Below are 18,241 nucleotides of genomic sequence, written 5' to 3'. Positions count from 1 at the left end.
TCCGCTCGCCGGACCGATCCCACTTCGCGCCCGTCCCCGGCGCACCGTCGTCCGAGACCGAAACCACGGTCCTCGCGCGACGCAGGGTGGTGATGGCTCACACATGGCACGACGCATCGACGCCGTCCGCACCGGTTCGCGCCCTCCGCAGGCAGCCGCGCGGAGCGGTTCGACCGTGGCGCGTCGAACGGATACGAGACGGCGGATAGCGGCGGTCCGGCCGCACGACGGTACAGGCTGGTCGAACGACGTTCACTCCGATACGACCGACGGGGGACGAAACTGGCAATGATACCATGAACGGTGACATCGAGACGCTCGAGAAGCTCAGTACGGATTACAAGGAATCGATGCCCGCGGACCTGCGGGAAACCAAGTCCTTCGGCTGGTACCTAGAGGAGTGTTACGAGGACCCGAAGATCACCCGCAACGCCCACCAGCGGGTTGCGGACATGTTCGACTACTACGGGACGACCTACGACGAGACCGAGGGAGTGGTGGAGTACGAACTCGCCTCCAAGGACCCGCTCCACGGCGGCGAGAACACCTTCTACGGGAAGGTGATCCACCAGTCGATCCACGAGTTCGTCAACAAGGTGAAATCGGGCGCTCGCAGGCTCGGTCCGGAACGGCGGATCAAGCTCCTGCTGGGTCCGGTCGGATCCGGGAAGTCCCACTTCGACAAACAGGTGCGAAAGTACTTCGAGGACTACACCCTCCGCGAGGAGGGGCGGATGTACACGTTCCGCTGGACGAACCTCTGTGACGTCATCCAGGACCAGGATCCCGCCGACGACACGGTTCGCTCGCCGATGAACCAGGATCCGCTCGTCTTGCTGCCCCTGGAGCAACGCCAGCGGGTGATCGACGACCTGAACGACGTCCTCGACGCGCCCTACACCATCCAGAACGAGCAGGCGCTGGACCCCGAAAGCGAGTTCTACATGGACAGGCTGCTGGCCTACTACGAGGACGACCTCCAGCAGGTCTTAGAGAACCACGTCGAGGTCATCCGGCTGGTCGCCGACGAGAACAAGCGTCAGGCCCTCGAGACGTTCGAGCCCAAGGACAAGAAAAACCAGGACGAGACCGAGCTAACCGGCGACGTCAACTACTCGAAGATCGCCATCTACGGCGAGTCGGATCCGCGCGCGTTCGACTACTCTGGGGCGTTCTGTAACGCCAACCGCGGCGTCTTCTCCGGCGAGGAGCTGCTCAAGCTCCAGCGGGAGTTCCTCTATGACTTCCTACACGCCACCCAGGAGCAGACGATCAAGCCAAAGAGCAACCCGCGGATCGACATCGACCAGGTGATCGTCGGGCGGACGAACATGCCCGAGTACAAGGACAAGAAGGGCGACGAGAAGATGGAGGCGTTCAACGACCGCACCAAGCGGATCGACTTCCCGTACGTCCTCTCCTACGAGGACGAGGCCCAGATCTACGAGAAGATGCTGAACAACGCCGACGTCCCCGACATCAACGTCGAGCCCCACACCCTCGAGATGGCGGGACTGTTCGGCGTCCTCACGCGGATCGAGGAGCCCGACACCGAGACCGTCGACCTGCTCTCGAAGGCCAAGGCCTACAACGGCGAGATCGACGAGGGCGACGACATCGACGTCAAGAAGCTCCGCGAGGAGGCCGAGGCGAAAGCCGAGATCGGCGAGGGGATGGTCGGCGTCTCGCCCCGCTTTATCGGCGACGAGATCGCCGAGGCGATCATGGACTCGAAACACCGCTCGCGCGGGTTCCTCTCGCCGCTGACGGTATTCAACTTCTTCGAGGAGAACTTAGAGCACCACGGCTCGATCCCGGAGGACAACTTCGAGACCTACTACCGCTACCTCGAGACGGTCCGCGAGGAGTACCGCGAGCGGGCCATCGAGGACGTCCGCCACGCCCTCGCGTATGACATCGACGAGATCCAGCGCCAGGGCGAAAAGTACATGGACCACGTGATGGCCTACATCGACGACGACACGATCGAAGACGAGCTCACGGGCCGCGAGCAGGAGCCCGACGAAACCTTCCTGCGCAGCGTCGAGGAGAAACTCGACATCCCCGAGGACCGCAAGGAGTCGTTCCGCCAGGAGGTGAGCAATTGGGTCTCCCGCCGGGCCCGCGAGGGCGAGGCGTTCAACCCCCAGGACAACGAACGGCTGCGCCGCGCCCTCGAGCGCAAGCTCTGGGAGGACAAGAAGCACAACATCAACTTCTCCGCGCTGGTCAGCGCCAACGAGTTCGACGACGACGAGCGCTCCTCGTGGATCGACGCGCTGATGGAACAGGGGTACTCTGAGTCGGGCGCCAAGGAAGTCCTCGAGTTCGCCGGCGCGGAGGTCGCCAAAGCCGAGATGGAAGACTAACATGACCGAACGCGACTACGTGGGCGCGGCCGACCGCACCCTCGAGGAGACCTACGAAGAGCCGATGGATATCGCGTCCTACGTCGATCGGATCTTTGCGAACCCGACGATCGCCTCCCACGCCTCGAAGTACCTGCTCGAGGCGATCGAGGCGGCCGGCACTCGCACCGTGGTCGAGGAGGGCGAGGAGAAGGAGCGCTACCGCTTCTTCGACGACCCGCACAACGACGGCGAGCACGCGATCCTCGGTAACACCGAGGTTCTCAATCGGTTCGTCGACGACCTCCGGTCGATCGCCGCGGGGCGGGCGAAAGACGAGAAGATCATCTGGTTCGAGGGACCCACGGCGACGGGCAAGTCGGAGCTCAAGCGCTGTCTGGTCAACGGCCTGCGCGAGTACTCGAAGACCCCCGAGGGACGGCGCTACACCGTCGAGTGGAACGTCACCACCGCCGACGTCGAGGAGCGCGGGCTGAGCTACGGCACCGACTCGACGACGACCGACGACACCCACTGGTACGAGAGCCCGGTCCAGGCCCACCCGCTATCCGTGTTCCCCGAGGACGTCCGGGCGGAGCTGCTCGAGGAGCTGAACGACGAGCTCAAGGACCACGTCCCCGTTCGGGTCGACGCCGAGCTCGACCCGTTCTCCCGGGAGGCCTACGACTACCTCGAGGAACACTACCGCCGGGAGGGGAAAGACGAGCTGTTCTCGACGATCGCCGACGACCAGCACCTCCGCGTGAAAAACTACGTCGTCGACATCGGCCAGGGCGTCGGCGTCCTCCACAGTGAGGACGACGGCCGTCCCAAGGAGCGACTCGTCGGCTCCTGGATGCACGGGATGCTCCAGGAACTCGACTCCCGGGGGCGGAAGAACCCCCAGGCGTTCAGCTATGACGGCGTGTTGTCGCAGGGCAACGGCGTCCTCACGATCGTCGAGGACGCGGCCCAGCACGCCGACCTGCTCCAGAAGCTACTGAACGTCCCCGACGAGCAGTCGGTGAAACTCGACCAGGGGATCGGGATGGACGTCGACACGCAGATGTTGATTATCTCGAACCCCGATCTGGAGGCCCAGCTCAACCAGCACGCCGACCGTAACGGGATGGATCCGCTGAAGGCACTCAAGCGCCGACTCGACCGCCACCAGTTCGGCTACCTGACGAACCTGAGCCTCGAGACGGAGCTGATCCGCCGCGAACTGACAGCGGAAACGACCGTCTGGGAGGCCGAGAGCTACCTCGATCTCGCCGATCGGATCCGCGAGCCGGTCGCGGTGACGGTCAAGGATCGAGACGGGAACCCCCGCCAGCGGGAGTTTGCCCCCCACGCGATCGAGGCCGCGGCGCTGTACGCGGTCGTCACCCGGCTCGACGAGGAGGACCTTCCCAACGGGCTGGATCTCGTCGACAAGGCCCTGATCTTCGACCAGGGCTACCTCCAGGAGGGCGACACCCGACGCGAGAAAGAGGAGTTCGACTTTGCAGACAACGGCGACGACGGCGACGGCGGGATCCCCGTCACCTACACGCGGGACACTCTCGCCGAACTCCTTCAGACCGACCGGGATCGCCACCACTCCGAGCTGGCCGTCGAGGACGTCGTCATGCCTCGGGACGTCCTCAACGCGATGGCCGAGGGGCTCTCGGAGGCGCCCGTGTTCTCGACGGGTGAGCGCTCGGAGTTCGAGAACCGAGTCGTCCCGGTCAAAAACTACGTCTTCGACCAGCAGGAGAGCGACGTCATCGAGGCGATCATGCACGAGAAACGCGTCGACGAGGAGACTGTCGCCGAGTACGTCGAACACGTCTACGCCTGGGAGACCGACGAACCCCTGTACAACGACCGCGGCGAGCGCGTCGAGCCCGATCCGCTGAAGATGAAGCTGTTCGAGGTCGAACACCTCGGCCGGTTCTCGGAGGCCGAGTACGAGGGGAACATGCCCAGAGAGAGCGTGCGCAACTTCCGACGCGAGAAGGTGATCACCTCGCTGAACCGCCACGCCTGGGAACACCGCGACGACGACTTCTCGGTCCAGGACGTCGACCTCACCGCGATCCCGGTGATCAAGTCCGTCCTCGAGAGCCACGACTGGGACGACGTCGAGCGAACCTTCGAGGACTTCGACCCGCGCCAGTGGGACGATCCGCCGAGCGGGACCGAGACCGAGTCGGTCAAGGAGCGAACGATCGAGACGATGGTCGAGCAGTTCGACTACTCGGCGGCGTCGGCCGAACTGACCAGCAGACACGTTATGGGACAGGTGAGCTACCGATGGGACTGAGAGACGATCTCGAACGATTCCGAGAGGTGGGCGAACAGCGCCGCGAGGATCTGGCCGACTTCATCAAGTACGGCGATCTCGGTAGCGGTCGCCCGGACGGGATCCAGATCCCCGTCAAGATCGTCTCGCTGCCGGAGTTCGAGTACGATCAGCGCGACCAGGGCGGCGTCGGCCAGGGCGACGGCGACACGCCCGACGTCGGGCAGCCGGTCGGGCAGCCCCAGCCGGGAGACGGCGACGGTGACGACGGCGACGGCGACGAACCCGGCGAGGAGGGCGGCGAACACGAGTACTACGAGATGGACCCCGAGGAGTTCGCCCAGGAACTCGACGAGGAGCTCGGGCTCGACTTAGAGCCGAAAGGGAAGACGGTCGTCGAGGAGAAGGAGGGTCCCTTCACCGACCTCACCCGCACCGGCCCCGACAGCACGCTCGACTTCGAGCGAATGTTCAAGGAGGGGCTCAAGCGCAAGCTCGCGATGGACTTCGACGAGGAGTTCCTGCGGGAGGTCTGCAAGGTCGAAGGCTTTGGTCCCCGGGACGTCTTCGAGTGGGCCCGCGGCGAGAACCTGCCGGTGTCGATGGCCTGGATCGAAGACGCCTACGACGAGATCCCGGCCGACGAGCTCGACACCTGGCGCTCGGTCGCGGAGCTCGAGGAAAACGTCGAACGCGAGAGCGTCCAGCAGAAGATCCGCCGCGAGGGGATCAAACACGTCCCGTTCCGCCGCGAGGACGAGCGCTACCGCTACCCCGAGATCATCGAGGAGAAGGAGAAAAACGTTGTCGTGGTCAACATCCGGGACGTCTCGGGCTCGATGCGCGAGAAGAAACGCGAGCTCGTCGAGCGGACGTTCACGCCGCTTGACTGGTATCTCACGGGGAAGTACGACAACGCCGAGTTCGTCTACATCGCCCACGACGCCGAGGCCTGGGAGGTCGACCGCGAGGAGTTCTTCGGCATTCGGTCGGGCGGCGGGACGAAGATCTCGAGCGCGTACGAACTCGCCGAACAGTTGCTCGAGGAGTACCCCTGGAGCGACTGGAACCGCTACGTCTTCGCGGCGGGTGACTCGGAGAACTCGAGCAACGACACCGAGGAACAGGTGATCCCGCTGATGGAGAAGATCCCCGCGAACCTGCATGCCTACGTCGAGACCCAGCCCAGCGGGAACGCGATCAATGCCACCCACGCCGAAGAGCTCGAACGGCACTTCGGGCGCGACGCCGAGGACGTCGCGGTGGCGTACGTCAACGGTGCCGACGACGTGACCGACGCGATCTACGAGATCCTCAGCACGGAGGATGATACCGATGCGTAACTCGAACTCGAACGCGGACAGATTCCGCAAACAGGCGATCGCGACCGACCTCGAGGAACCGGTCCGCGAGGCGCGCAACCTCGCCCAGAAGCTCGGGCTGGAGCCGTACCCGGTCAACTACTGGATCGTCGACTACGACGAGATGAACGAGCTCATCGCCTACGGTGGGTTCCAGTCGCGGTACCCCCACTGGCGGTGGGGGATGCAGTACGACAAACAACGCAAGCAGGGCCAGTACGGCGGCGGGAAGGCCTTCGAGATCGTCAACAACGACAACCCCGCCCACGCGTTCCTCCAGGAGTCGAACACGCTGGCCGACCAGAAGGCAGTCATCACCCACGTCGAGGCCCACTCCGATTTCTTCGCGAACAACGAGTGGTTCGGCCTCTTTACGAGCGGGCGGTCCGACGAGGAGGTCGACGCCGCGGCGATGCTCGAACGCCACGCCCGGGCGATCGACGAGTACATGTCCGATCCCGAGATCGACCGCGCCGAGGTCGAGAAGTGGATCGACCACTGTCTCTCCCTGGAGGACAACATCGATCAACATCAGGTGTTCGAGCGACGGCTCGATGTCGACGGCCCGGTCGAGGAGATCGACGAGGACGTCGCCGAGAAACTCGACGAGCTTGGGCTCTCCGAGGAGATCAAAGGCGAGGTGTTCGACGACGAGTGGCTCGAGAAACTCGAGGGCGAGGACGTCCCCTCGAACTTCCCCGAGGAGCCCCAGAAGGACGTCCTCTCGTTCGTCCGCGAGCACGGCAAGCAGTACGACGAAGACGCCCAGCGGGCCGTCGAGATGGAGCCCTGGCAACGCGACGTATTGGATATGATGCGAGCGGAGGCGTACTACTTCGCCGCCCAGAAGATGACGAAGGTGATGAACGAGGGGTGGGCCGCCTACTGGGAGTCGGCGATGATGACCGACGAGGGGTTCGCCGGCGACGACGAGTTCGTCAACTACGCCGACCACATGGCGAAGGTGCTCGGATCGGGCGGGCTCAACCCCTACAGCCTCGGGCTGGAGCTATGGGAGTACGTCGAGAACACGACCAACCGCCGGGAAGTCCTCGAGCGGCTGCTCCGGGTCGAGGGGATCTCCTGGCGAAACCTGACCGACGTCGTCGACTTCGAGGCGGTGCTCGAGACACTCGAGCCGCCGGAGGCACTCGCGAGCGTCGACGCCGACGGGCTCGCCGAGCTCGAGGAGCTCCCCGACGAGTGGGTCGACCACGAGGCTCTCGAACGCGCCCGCGAGGGCGAGATCGACGTGGATCGCTACCCCTGGAAGGTGCTTACCTACGAGGGGCTGGCCCGTCGACACTACTCACTGGTCAAGCGCCAGCACCGCGGCTTCCTGGCCCGGGTGAACCAGAACGAGCTCGAGCGGATCGGTCGGTACCTCTTCGACGACGAGCGCTACGAGAGCGTCGAGGAGGCGCTGGCCGACGTCGAGTTCACCGCGGGCTGGGACCGGATGTACGACGTCCGGGAGAGCCACAACGACGTCACCTTCCTCGACGAGTTCCTGACCCAGGAGTTCATCACGGAGAACAACTACTTCACCTACGAACACTCCCAGGCGACGGGGCAGTTCCACGTCGCCAGCGACGCCGCCGAGGACGTCAAGAAGAAGCTCCTGTTGCAGTTCACCAACTTCGGGAAGCCGACGATCGCAGTGTACGACGGCAACTACAACAACGCCAACGAGCTCCTGTTAGGCCACCAGTACAACGGCGTCATGCTCGACCTGGGGCAGGCTCGCGAGACGGTAAAGCGGATCTTCGAGCTCTGGGGACGGCCCGTGAACCTGCTGACGATCGTCAAGGAGGTCGACGAACACGACGTCGAGGTCGCGAAACGGCGCAACCGCGAGCCGGAACCCGAGGAGCGGGGCAAGCTGCTCCGGTACGATGGTGACGAGGTCACGATCGAGGACGTCCCCTGGGAGGAGGTCGAACACCTCGCGGCCGACGACGTCGACTACGACACCAAGCCCGAGGAGTGGCTCGCATAGGGCGAGAGCCGCACTCACGAGCGACGGACAGTCGTAACACTTTTATCGATTTTCAGATATAGGGTAGACGAGATGGACCGGGATGGGGGACCCGCCGTCGAGCAGCAGCAGCGATCTGAGGCAGTAGATCTGCCGCTGGTGTTGAGCCAGCTCGACGCGACGGATCCGGAGACCAGACGGGACGCCGTTCGCCGAGTTCGGGACGGCGTCGACGAGGAGCCGTGTACGTACATGCCGACGGTGCCGAAGCTCCGGGAGCTGCTTTCCGACCCCGGGTTCGAGCTGCGGGAGGCGGTCGCGTACTCCCTGGCGGAGCTCGCCGCCGAGGCACCCTCCGACGTCGCGCCCTCGGCCGACGCGATCGTCGCGGCCGCAGCCGACGACCAGGAGTCGCCGACTGCGGGAGAACTGCTGCGATGCCTTGCGGCGGTAACCGAGGAACGGCCGACCGCCGTCGTCGAGCACGTGCCCGCGATCGTTGACCTCACCGAGGCCCGAGACGGCGACGTCCACGGGATCCGAACGATGGCCCACGTCGCCAGGGCTCGCCCGGACGCCCTCGAGCCCGCGCTTTCGCTGTTGACCGAGACGGTGGCCCCCGAACCCGACGACGGCGCCGTCGCCGCGCTGTCCGTCCTGGGACGGCTCGGCCGTTCGACGGCGGAGCTGTCCTCGCTTGTGTTCCTCGACCACGCCGTCGAGCTCGCCGACCGCGAGGACGCAGAGCTCCGGCGCAACGCCGTCGGCTGCCTGGCCGACGTGGCCCACCGCCACCCGGAGCGGGTCGAACCGGCGTGTCCGCGGCTCCGGTCGGCCCTCGAGAGCGGTGACCCTGAGACCCGCGCGAACGCCGCGGTGACGTTCGGCCGCGTCGCCGCGGTCGAGCCGTCGGTCGTCGAGCCGGTGCGCTCGCAGCTGCTCGCGTTGCTCGAGGACGACCACCGCTACGTTCGCGCCAGTGCCTGCACCGCACTCGGCCACGGGGACGTCACCGAGGCCCGCGAGCGACTCTCGACGCTCGCGACCGGGGATCCAGAGCCGACCGTCCGTGACCGGGCGGCGTGGGCCTGTGGCGAACTCTCCTAGAGCTGGATCGGTCGGTCCGCAGAGATACAGTCGACGCCGAACAGCCCGAGCAGCCGTGCGGTCGTCCAGCGTTCGATCGCCCAGGCGTGAACCTCGAGATCGAGGGCTTTCGCCCGCCTGACGACCTGCGTCGTCACGCAGCGCCAGTAGTTCGCTCCCAGTACGTCACAGTCGAGCTCGACGGCGGTCGTCACGGGCGTCTCGAGTCGTCGGCTGACGAGCAGCCCCGTCGGCTGCTCGCGATCGAGTTCGCGGATCGCCCGCAGTTCGGGAAGCAGGAAGGAGGTGACGACGACCCGGTTCTCGACGTCCGCGACGGCCTCGAGGACGTCGGCAGCGATCCCGTCGGCCTTCATCTCGAGGTTGATCTCGAGGTGATTGGGAACGGCCGCGAGCATCTCCTCGAGGGTCGGAATCCGCTCGTTGGTTCCAAGCACCGAAAGCGACTGCAGCTCCTCGAGCGGGGTGTCGGCGACCGTGTGGTCGACACCGGTAACGCGGTCGGTCGTCTCGTCGTGGACGACGACGAGCTCGCCCGAGCCACAGCGCCGAACGTCGAACTCGACGGCGTCGGCGGCGACGGCCGCGTCCTCGACCGCGGCGATCGTGTTCTCGGGTGCCGTCGCGGCGAACCCTCGGTGAGCGATCAGGCGCATTCGAGTGGGTGGTCGTCCGGAGACGGCTTGAGCCTGTGGGATCGCTGCGGCACCGGGACGGGCTAACCGAGCCCGAACATTTATTTTCATATGGATAGTAGTATAGATCAAGTATGAATGGTGGACAAGCTTATATAGTTAGAATATACATATAGTCTTGGAGTAGAGAAATTATGGAAAGTAAACAGTTCTCGGCCCGGGAGTCCACTGCCCTGGAGCGGTCGACGGCTGACGTCGACTCCGAAAACCGCACCCGGGTATTGTTGATCGAGAACGACTCGGACGACGCTCGGCGGACTCGAGAGGCGTTCGAGGCGATTTCGACGGAGACCGAAATCGACGTGCGGGCGAACGGCGAGGCAGCACTCGAGTATCTCGAGGAGCGTATCGAGGACTCGACGCTGGCCCCCGACCTCGTCTTGTTGACACTGGAGCTGCCGGACCTGGACGGGTTCGAGCTCCTCGAGACGATCCGGAACGACGAGACGCTGGTTCAGCTGCCGGTGCTGGTGTTGACGGATTCGGAAGCCACAGCCGATGTCAACGAGAGCTACAAACGGGCCGCGAACGCCTTCCTCGCGAAGCCGTCGGATCCCGACGAGTTCGAGACGATCGTCGGCGCGATCGAGCGGTTCTGGTTCCAACGGGTTTCGCTTCCACCCCACGGGTTCTGAGTCGCGCCTCGGGCGCACACTCGTCGACGGTGGGGGCTACGCCTGTGCCGTTTCCGGGCGGAGATTGATCACCGTGGCCGTTGATGGAGCGGTATGAGTCCACAAACCTCGTTCGACGTCGATTTCACCGACACGGTCGCGATCGTCACCGGCGCGAGTGGTGCCCTCGGCAGTTCGGTCGTCGAGCGCTTCCGGAGCGCCGGTGCGACGGTCTGTGCGGTCGACGTCGTCGAACCCGACGAGGAGGACGCCCTGCTCGACCCCGACGACCGAACCCACTTCTACGAGACGGATCTGACCGACGAGGACGCGGTCGCGGCCCTCGTCGAGACGGTGATCGACGACCACGGACGGATCGATCACCTCTGTAATATCGCCGGCACCTGGCAGGGCGGACAGCCGATCGAGGAGACCGATCTCGAGGAGTTCGAACTCCTGTTAGACGTCAACCTGAAAACGGCGTTTCTCGCCTCGAAACACGCCTTACCACACCTCCGGGAGTCGGAGGGGTCGATCGTCAGCGTCAGCGCCCGGTCGTCGCTCGAGGGCGGCGAGGGGGACGGTCCCTACCGGATCACGAAAGCCGGGATCCGACTGCTGACCGAGACGCTGGCCGAGGAGAACGAGGGCGTCGTCCGGGCGAACTGCGTGATGCCGAGCGTGATCGATACCCCGATGAACCGGGAGATGCTGTCCGGCGCCGATCACGAAACGTGGGTCGATCCCGCCGACATCGCGGACATGCTGGCGTTTCTCTGCAGCGACGGCGCGACGGTGACGAGTGGCGCGGCCGTCCCGGTGTACGGCGAAGCGTAGCGTTCTCGGTGGACCGTTACTGTTCGTTCCTCGGTAACACGTAGCGTGAACTATTTAGTCGGGGACGTAATCTCTCAACGTGATATGGGTGTTGGTAACACGGGTGGAACTGTTTCGGAACTGATCGACGAGACACGGAAGCGGCTCTCGTCGGGGCGGGAGCTGTTCGCGTTGCTCATCGTTCTCGGGATCGCCGTCCTCCTGCTGGACCTCGTCAGGCGGATCGCGACGGGTGAGCTGGCGTTCGGACGACTGTGGCGGTACACCTGGAACGGACTGGTCGACTCGCTGTACATCGCGCTGGCGGCGATCGGGCTCTCGATGACCTACAGTATTCTCCGGTTTGCCAACTTCTCGCACGGAGATCTGGTGACGACCGGAGCGTTCTCGGGCTGGGCGGTCGCGTGGGTGGTCGGCGGCTGGGGCGTCTACAGCGTCGGGGAGCTCGTCCTGTTTAGCCCGACGGCAGCGGGACCGACTGGCGGGGAGCTGGGGATGAACGTGTTGGCTTCGCCGGTCGCGATCCTGATCGGGCTCGCGGCGGCCGCGGCGTTGACCGTCGCCGTCGCGCTGGCGATCGACCGGCTCGTCTACAGGCGGATGCGCGACGCGGGCGGGATCCCGCTGTTGATCGCGAGCGTCGGCGTCGCGCTCGCCCTGCGCTATCTCATCGCGGTGTTCTGGACCGTCGAATCCCACTCCGCGACCGCGAGCGCGCCGATCCTCGAGGACGTCCCCCCCTGGCTCCCCTTCGAACGGGTCAACCTCCACGAGCTGACGCTCGTGGTGACGGCCGTCGGGCTCATCGTTGGGCTCCACCTCCTCTTGCAGTACACGAAGCTGGGGACGGCGATGCGGGCGATGGCCGACAACAAGGATCTCGCCCTGATCACCGGGATCCCGACCGAGCGGGTGATCTTCGCGACGTGGACGATCGGCGCCGGGCTCGCGGGCGTCGCGGGCTACCTGATCGTCCTCGACCGGGGCCAGTTCTCGATCAACATCGGCTGGTTCCTGTTGCTTCTGATCTTCGCTGCGGTGATCCTCGGCGGGATCGGCTCGATCTACGGGGCGCTGGTCGGCTCGCTGGTGATCGGGCTCACCATCAACGTCTCGCTGGTGTGGATCCCGGCCGACCTGAACGAGATCGCGGCGTTTACGCTGATGATCCTGATACTGATCGTCAAACCCGACGGGTTGCTCGGAGGTGTTGAGACGGCATGAGCGGCGCCGATCCCGACGGTGATCCCGAAACGGACACTGCAGACGTGCCCGGAGACGACGGCACCGACGAGCCGACCGCGATGATCCGCCCGGAGTGGCGGTCGGACCTCCTGTTGATCGTGAAGGTCGTGCTCGCGACCTACGTCGGATTCTTCCTCGTCGGCGTCCTGTCGGGTGCCGGCGTCAACGCGACGGTCGGCACGATCCAGTCGATCACCTACTTCGGAGCGATCTTCGCGCTGGGCGCGCTGGCGCTGAACCTCCACTGGGGGTACACTGGGATGTTCAACATCGGCATCGCCGGCTTCATGGCGATCGGCGCCTACACGATGTCGATCGCCGTCGCCTCGCCGGACGGCACACCGGCCGGCTTCGGACTCCCGATCCCGGTCGGCGTCGTCCTCGGAATGGTCGCCGCGGGAATCGCCGGACTCGTGCTTGTGATTCCGACGCTGCGGGTCCGGGCCGACTACTTCGCGATCGTCACGCTCGGGTTCTCCGAGATCGTCCGGCTCTCGGTCCAGTCCCGAAGCCTCCGCCAGATCGGCGACACGGCCTACGGCACCGGTGGCGGCCAGGGGATCAGGGCGACCCCGGTCGACAGCGTCGTCGGCTGGCTGTTCGATCAGCCGATCGTCGGCGCCGTCGGCGACGTCCTCATCCTGCTCGGCGAGGCCGTCGGAATCGCGTCGTCGGTCCTGGAGCGTGGAATTTACACGCTCGTCCTGATCCTGTTCGTGATCGCCTTCTACGTCCTGCTGACCCGAATCGCCCACTCCCCGTTCGGTCGGGTGCTGAAGGCGATCCGGGAGGACGAACTCGCGGCGAAGTCGCTTGGCAAACGCACCGACCGCGCCAAGATCGCGGCGTTCGCGGTCGGCTGTGCGCTGATGGGGCTTGTCGGCACGCTGTGGATGGGCAGCCGAACCCACATCAGCCCGGACCATTTCATGCCCCTGATCACCTTCTACGTCTTCGTCGCGCTGATCGTCGGCGGGGCGGGGTCGAACACCGGGAGCGTCCTCGGCGGGTTCGTCTTCGCGGCCGTTATCTTCGAGGGGCCGCGGTTCGTCCGGACGATGGTCCGGGCGAACCTCGGGACGGACTTCCCCCGAACCGCCTACGGCGCCTTCGCCGAGCTCGGCGCGGGCGACCCCGCGGCGCTGATCGGGTACGTGCTCTACCAGCAGGCCGACGAGGTCCGGTACATCGTCCTCGGCGTCGTGCTTGTCCTCCTCATGATCAAACGCCCCGACGGCTTGCTCGGCCACCGCAAGGAGATCGCGGCCGGTGTCGACCTGCGTCGCCGCGGCGCGGTCGCGGACGGTGGCCGATCGGCCGAGGACGATGGCCCCGCCGGGACCGACGGAGGTGCGGACGATGAGTGACGTCGAGACCGAGGCGTCCGACGACCGCGCGGTAAACGAGTCGACGTCCACGGAGCGCGACCTCGAGGACGCGATCCTCGAAGTCGAGAACATGGAGAAGCGGTTCGGCGGCATCGTCGCGGTCGACGGGGCGAGCTTCGCGGTCGAACGGGGGTCGATCACCGGGCTGATCGGTCCCAACGGCGCCGGAAAGTCGACGACGTTCAACTGCATCACCGGCGTCCACCAACCCGACGGGGGACGGGTCGCCTTCGACGGGACGGAGATCACCGGCGACCGGCCCCACCGGGTCGCGAACCGCGGCCTGGTGCGAACGTTCCAGATCGCCCGCGGCCTCCCCGAGATGACCGTCCTCGAGAACATGATGCTCGCGCCGAAAGGACAGGTCGGCGAGTCGCTGTGGCGGTCGGTGGTGCCGTACTTCCGGAGCGAGGTGTTAGAACAGGAGCGGGAGCTGCGCGAGCGAGCTTGGGAGACGCTCGAACTGTTCGAGATCGATCACCTGGCCGAGGAGTACGCGAAGAACCTCTCCGGGGGCCAGCGGAAGCTCCTGGAGCTCGCACGGGCCTTACAGACCGAGCCGGAGATGCTCATGCTCGACGAGCCGATGGCCGGCGTCAACCCGACGCTTCAGGAGAAGCTGCTTGGCCACATCCACGACCTGTGCGATCGGGGGTACACCTTCCTCATCGTCGAACACGACATGGACGTCATCATGAACAACTGCGAGCGCGTGATCGTGATGCACCAGGGCGCCGTCCTCGATTCGGGGACGCCCGCGGAGATCACGGCCAACGAGCAGGTGATCGAGGCGTACCTCGGAGGTGAGGTCTGATGACGACACTCGAAGTGCACGGGCTCGACGCCGGCTACGGCGACCTCCAGATCGTCGAGGACGTCGACCTCACGGTCGACGATAGCGAGTACGTCGCCATCGTCGGCCCCAACGGCGCCGGGAAGTCGACGGTGATGAAGTCGGTGTTCGGACTTACCACTCACATGGGCGGCTCGATCGAGTTTGCCGACGAGGAGATCAGCGGTTATCGTCCGGAGGAGATCATCACGACCGGGATCGGCTACGTCCCACAGAACGACAACATCTTCCCGTCGCTGTCGGTGATCGAGAACCTCGAGATGGGCGCCTACATCCTGGATCACGTCCCCCAGGACCGGCTCGAGCGGATCTTCGACCGGTTCCCCATCCTGCGGGAGCGTCGAAACCAGACCGCAGGCGACTTGAGCGGCGGCCAGCGCCAGATGCTCGCGATGGGGCGGGCACTGATGCTGGACCCTGACCTCCTCTTGCTCGACGAGCCAAGCGCCGGACTGGCGCCCGACCTCGTCGACGAGATGTTCGACCGGATCGATCGGATCAACGAGGACGGAACCGGTGTTCTCCTGGTCGAGCAGAACGCGAAGGAGGCGCTGCGGCGCTGCGATCGCGGATACGTGCTGGTCCAGGGGCAGAACCGCTACGTCGATAGCGGCGAGGCGCTGTTGCGCGACGAGCAGGTGCGCCAGGACTTCCTCGGCGGGTAGCCGGGGCTCGCCGAGCGGTTCGCACAGTCCGAAACCGTCACCGCGGAGGGCCCGTCTCAGGCCTCGTACTCGACCGTGTCCTCGACGTCGTAGCCGTCCTCGTGGTAACGGCCGATCTCGTAGGTGACCGCGACCTGGTCGCCGGCGTCGTCGAACTCGACGGGACCCGAGGCGCCGCGGTACTCGATCGCCTCGCCGTCGGCGGCCAGCTCGACCCCCTCGCCGAGGGTCTCCGGGGTGATCTCCTCGCCGTCCGGGTTCGCGACCTCACGGACGTGCTCGGCGATCGCGGCGCCGTCGATCTCGCCGGCGGCGAGCGTCGCGAGGATCAACACCGCCGTCGCGTCGTAGGCCTGGGCGTTGAACACGCTCGGCGCGCTGCCGTACTCGTCCTCGTACAGGTCGGCGAAAAACTCCGCCCCGTCGCCGCCCGCGCCGGGGGCGGTCCCCATCACGTTCTCCATCGGGTTGTCGACCTGGCCCGGGAGCGACTGATCGATGAGCCCGTCGGGGACGAGGATCGTCGTCCCGTCGTCGAAGTCGTCGTAGAAGTCCCGGAAGATGACCTGGCCGCTCTCCGGGTAGCCGACGACCATCAGCAGGTCGGGGCCCTCCCCGACCGTGCTCTCGAGCTCGGAGTCGTAGGATGGCTGTTCGGGTTCGAACGGCACCTCCTCGAGGACGTCGGCGCCACGATCCTCACAGCCCGCGACGAACACGTCGTTGAGCCCCTGGCCGTAGTCGTTGTTCAGATACATCGTGGCAATCGAGTCGGCGCCCTCCTGGTCGACGGCGATCTCGGCCATCGCGTCGCCCTGCCACTCGTCGCTTGGGGCGGTCCGCAACAGGTAGTCGCCCGGCATGTCCGTGATGTCGGGCGAGGTGCTCGCCGGCGAGATCGCCACGACCTCGTTGTCGTACCAGACGTCCTCCGCGCAGGTGATCGTCACGTCCGAGGCCGCCGCCCCCGTCACCGCCGGGTAGCCGGCGTCGAGCAGCGCCTCGGCACGGCTGACCCCGACGTCCGGGGTCGTCTCGGTGTCCTCGCGTCGAACGTCGATCTCGACGTCGGCACCTTCGTCCTCGAGCTGGATCGCCGGAAGCTCGGCGGCGTCGGCGATCGGTGTCCCCAGATCGCCGAGATCTCCCGACTCGGGCTGGAGGATCCCGACCATCGCGTCGACGTCCTCGTCACCGTTTCCGTCCTCGTCTCCGGCCTCCAGGGCGTCTAGACAGCCCGCGAGCGAGATCGTTCCTGCAGCGCCGATTCCCCCCAGTACTCGCCTTCTGTTGGTCTCCCCTACCATGGTGTGTGTTCCCACGTCCCGATATAAAGAGTTTCCGCGAGCGACAACACGTCTTCTCTCGAAAGAAGCAGTCGTCGAAAGAATCGTCGGAGCGCTGCTTGCAGTGTGGCTACGCTACAGGTTCGTGTCGATCCACTCCGCGAACGGTCCGGTGAGGAACTCCGCGTAGTCGACGACACCGAGGTACAGCGAGACGACGAGCACGATGAGGATCGGAACGCGGATCGCCCAGATCCACGCCTGGCCGAGCCCGTCGAGGTCGCCGATCCCCCTCTCGAGTTCGTCGATCGCGACCTTCGGAGCGATCCAGCCGACGAGGATCGTCAGCATGAGCGCACCGAAGACGAGCAGGATGGCGTCGGCGAACAGGTCGAGCAGGTCGAGGAAGATCAGGTCGTACGTGACCGGGATGCCAAGCAGGTAGATCGCCCCACCCATCCCGACCGCAGCCTGCCAGCGCTCGAGGTCTACCTCGTCGATCGCGTAGGAGGTGACGACCTCGAGTAGCGAGATCGCACTCGAGAGCGCGGCGATCGAGACCGTCGCGAAAAACAGCAGACCGAGGAACTGTCCGCCCGCGATGTCGGCGAACGCCTGGGTCATCGCGACGAAGATCTCGCCGGGACCGCCCTCGCCCGGATCGGTCATGTCGCCGGCCCACATGATCGGGAAGACGACCAGCCCGGTGAGGAAGGCGATCCCGGTGTCGAACCCAATGATCGTCACGCCGTCGGTAGCGAGGTTACGGTCCTCGCCGAGGTAGGAGGCGTAGGTGATCATCACACCCATCCCGAGCGAGAGGGTGAAGAACGCCTGGCCGGCCGCGGCCGGCAGGAGGTCGGCCCAGTTGTCGGCGATGACGCCGAAATCGGGCGAGAGGTAGTAGGCGTAACCGCCGCTCGCCTCCGGGAGCGTAAACGCCCACACCGCAAGCCCCGCCAGCAGGAGGATGATCGCCGGTACCATCACCTTCACCGCGAGCTCGATCCCCCGACGGATTCCGAGCGCGACGATACCGACGGTCAGCACCATGAATACGGTGTGAAGGATGAACGCGTCCAGCCCCGTCGAGAGGGCGCCGAACATGACCTCCGGGTCGCCATCGTAGTTCGCGATGTGGTCGGCATAGCTTCCCCGGAACCCCTCGAGTGCATACCGGATAAACCAGCCGGCGATGACGCTATAGTACGAGAGGATGATGAACCCGGTGGCAATGAAGATGCCGCCGATATACGTCCATATCCCTCCGCCGTACTCCTTTAGCGCCCCGACCGGGTTGCGCTCGGTCCTCCGACCGACGACGAACTCCGCGAGGATCGCCGGAAAGCCGACCAATGCGATAAACAGAAGGTAGACCAGCAGGAACGCTGCCCCACCCCCTTCACCCGTGACGAACGGGAACCGCCAGATGTTCCCCAGTCCCACCGCGCTGCCGACCGCGGCGAGGATGAACCCTGTCCTCGTGGCCCATGTTTCACGTTGTACCATATCCCCCAGTTTAAAAGGCAGTCATATATAACTTTTCGTGGAGATCAGTTCGCGAGCCGGATCGTCCT

Annotated in this window: 14 protein-coding genes; 11 read left to right on the top strand and 3 right to left on the bottom strand. The window is 65.5% G+C overall.

Translation table 11 applies throughout. The annotated features are described in order from the left end of the window. Nucleotides 1-296 precede the first annotated feature (296 nt). The 5 genes from NATOC_RS06995 (at nucleotide 297) to NATOC_RS06975 (ending at nucleotide 9,081) form a co-directional block, all read left to right on the top strand. Nucleotides 297-2,369, top strand: coding sequence for a PrkA family serine protein kinase (locus NATOC_RS06995; RefSeq protein WP_015320727.1), 2,073 nt, complete (start codon nucleotides 297-299; stop codon nucleotides 2,367-2,369). 1 nt (nucleotide 2,370) lies between these two features. Then, entirely contained in the window at nucleotides 2,371-4,656 is a 2,286-nt protein-coding gene (locus tag NATOC_RS06990; RefSeq protein ID WP_015320726.1) for a PrkA family serine protein kinase, read from the top strand. Then, nucleotides 4,647-5,978, top strand: a complete 1,332-nt coding sequence (locus NATOC_RS06985) for a YeaH/YhbH family protein (protein WP_015320725.1) — start codon at nucleotides 4,647-4,649, stop codon at nucleotides 5,976-5,978. Before NATOC_RS06990 ends, NATOC_RS06985 begins: the two co-directional genes overlap by 10 nt. Next, nucleotides 5,971-7,995, top strand: a complete 2,025-nt coding sequence (locus NATOC_RS06980; RefSeq protein WP_015320724.1) for a SpoVR family protein — start codon at nucleotides 5,971-5,973, stop codon at nucleotides 7,993-7,995. Before NATOC_RS06985 ends, NATOC_RS06980 begins: the two co-directional genes overlap by 8 nt. Before the next feature lie 72 nt (nucleotides 7,996-8,067). Continuing rightward, nucleotides 8,068-9,081: a HEAT repeat domain-containing protein gene (locus NATOC_RS06975; protein WP_015320723.1), complete on the top strand. Its 1,014-nt coding sequence runs from the start codon at nucleotides 8,068-8,070 to the stop codon at nucleotides 9,079-9,081. On the opposite strand, the gene NATOC_RS06970 is transcribed toward NATOC_RS06975, so the two are convergent. Further along, entirely contained in the window at nucleotides 9,078-9,737 is a 660-nt protein-coding gene (locus tag NATOC_RS06970; RefSeq protein ID WP_015320722.1) for a glycerophosphodiester phosphodiesterase, read from the bottom strand. The two genes, NATOC_RS06975 and NATOC_RS06970, sit on opposite strands and share 4 nt — an antisense overlap. Before the next feature lie 173 nt (nucleotides 9,738-9,910). On the opposite strand from NATOC_RS06970, the gene NATOC_RS06965 reads away from it, so the two are divergent. The 6 genes from NATOC_RS06965 to NATOC_RS06940 all read left to right on the top strand — a co-directional run bounded on the left by NATOC_RS06965 (nucleotide 9,911) and on the right by NATOC_RS06940 (nucleotide 15,378). After that, nucleotides 9,911-10,411 (top strand): response regulator, encoded by a 501-nt coding sequence (locus NATOC_RS06965; protein WP_015320721.1) that lies wholly within the window; start codon nucleotides 9,911-9,913, stop codon nucleotides 10,409-10,411. Nucleotides 10,412-10,504: 93 nt separating this feature from the next. After that, nucleotides 10,505-11,227, top strand: coding sequence for an SDR family oxidoreductase (locus tag NATOC_RS06960; RefSeq protein WP_015320720.1), 723 nt, complete (start codon nucleotides 10,505-10,507; stop codon nucleotides 11,225-11,227). Between the two features lie 84 nt (nucleotides 11,228-11,311). Continuing rightward, entirely contained in the window at nucleotides 11,312-12,451 is a 1,140-nt protein-coding gene (locus tag NATOC_RS06955; protein WP_015320719.1) for a branched-chain amino acid ABC transporter permease, read from the top strand. Further along, on the top strand, nucleotides 12,448-13,839 hold the full coding sequence (locus NATOC_RS06950; RefSeq protein ID WP_015320718.1) for a branched-chain amino acid ABC transporter permease: 1,392 nt from the start codon (nucleotides 12,448-12,450) through the stop codon (nucleotides 13,837-13,839). Before NATOC_RS06955 ends, NATOC_RS06950 begins: the two co-directional genes overlap by 4 nt. Next, nucleotides 13,832-14,674, top strand: a complete 843-nt coding sequence (locus tag NATOC_RS06945) for an ABC transporter ATP-binding protein (protein ID WP_015320717.1) — start codon at nucleotides 13,832-13,834, stop codon at nucleotides 14,672-14,674. Before NATOC_RS06950 ends, NATOC_RS06945 begins: the two co-directional genes overlap by 8 nt. Continuing rightward, the gene (locus tag NATOC_RS06940; RefSeq protein ID WP_015320716.1) at nucleotides 14,674-15,378 is read left to right on the top strand and encodes an ABC transporter ATP-binding protein; all 705 of its coding nucleotides are present in this window, start codon (nucleotides 14,674-14,676) and stop codon (nucleotides 15,376-15,378) included. Before NATOC_RS06945 ends, NATOC_RS06940 begins: the two co-directional genes overlap by 1 nt. A gap of 56 nt (nucleotides 15,379-15,434) precedes the next feature. On the opposite strand, the gene NATOC_RS06935 is transcribed toward NATOC_RS06940, so the two are convergent. After that, on the bottom strand, nucleotides 15,435-16,685 hold the full coding sequence (locus NATOC_RS06935; RefSeq protein WP_015320715.1) for an ABC transporter substrate-binding protein: 1,251 nt from the start codon (nucleotides 16,683-16,685) through the stop codon (nucleotides 15,435-15,437). 114 nt (nucleotides 16,686-16,799) lie between these two features. After that, nucleotides 16,800-18,173, bottom strand: coding sequence for a sodium-dependent transporter (locus NATOC_RS06930; RefSeq protein WP_015320714.1), 1,374 nt, complete (start codon nucleotides 18,171-18,173; stop codon nucleotides 16,800-16,802). Nucleotides 18,174-18,241 lie beyond the last annotated feature (68 nt).

The sequence above is a fragment of the Natronococcus occultus SP4 genome (assembly GCF_000328685.1).
In the GTDB taxonomy this organism is placed as follows: domain Archaea; phylum Halobacteriota; class Halobacteria; order Halobacteriales; family Natrialbaceae; genus Natronococcus; species Natronococcus occultus.
The sequence above is the reverse complement of the archived record's forward strand: the minus strand, read 5'-3'. Positions and strand labels throughout refer to the sequence as shown.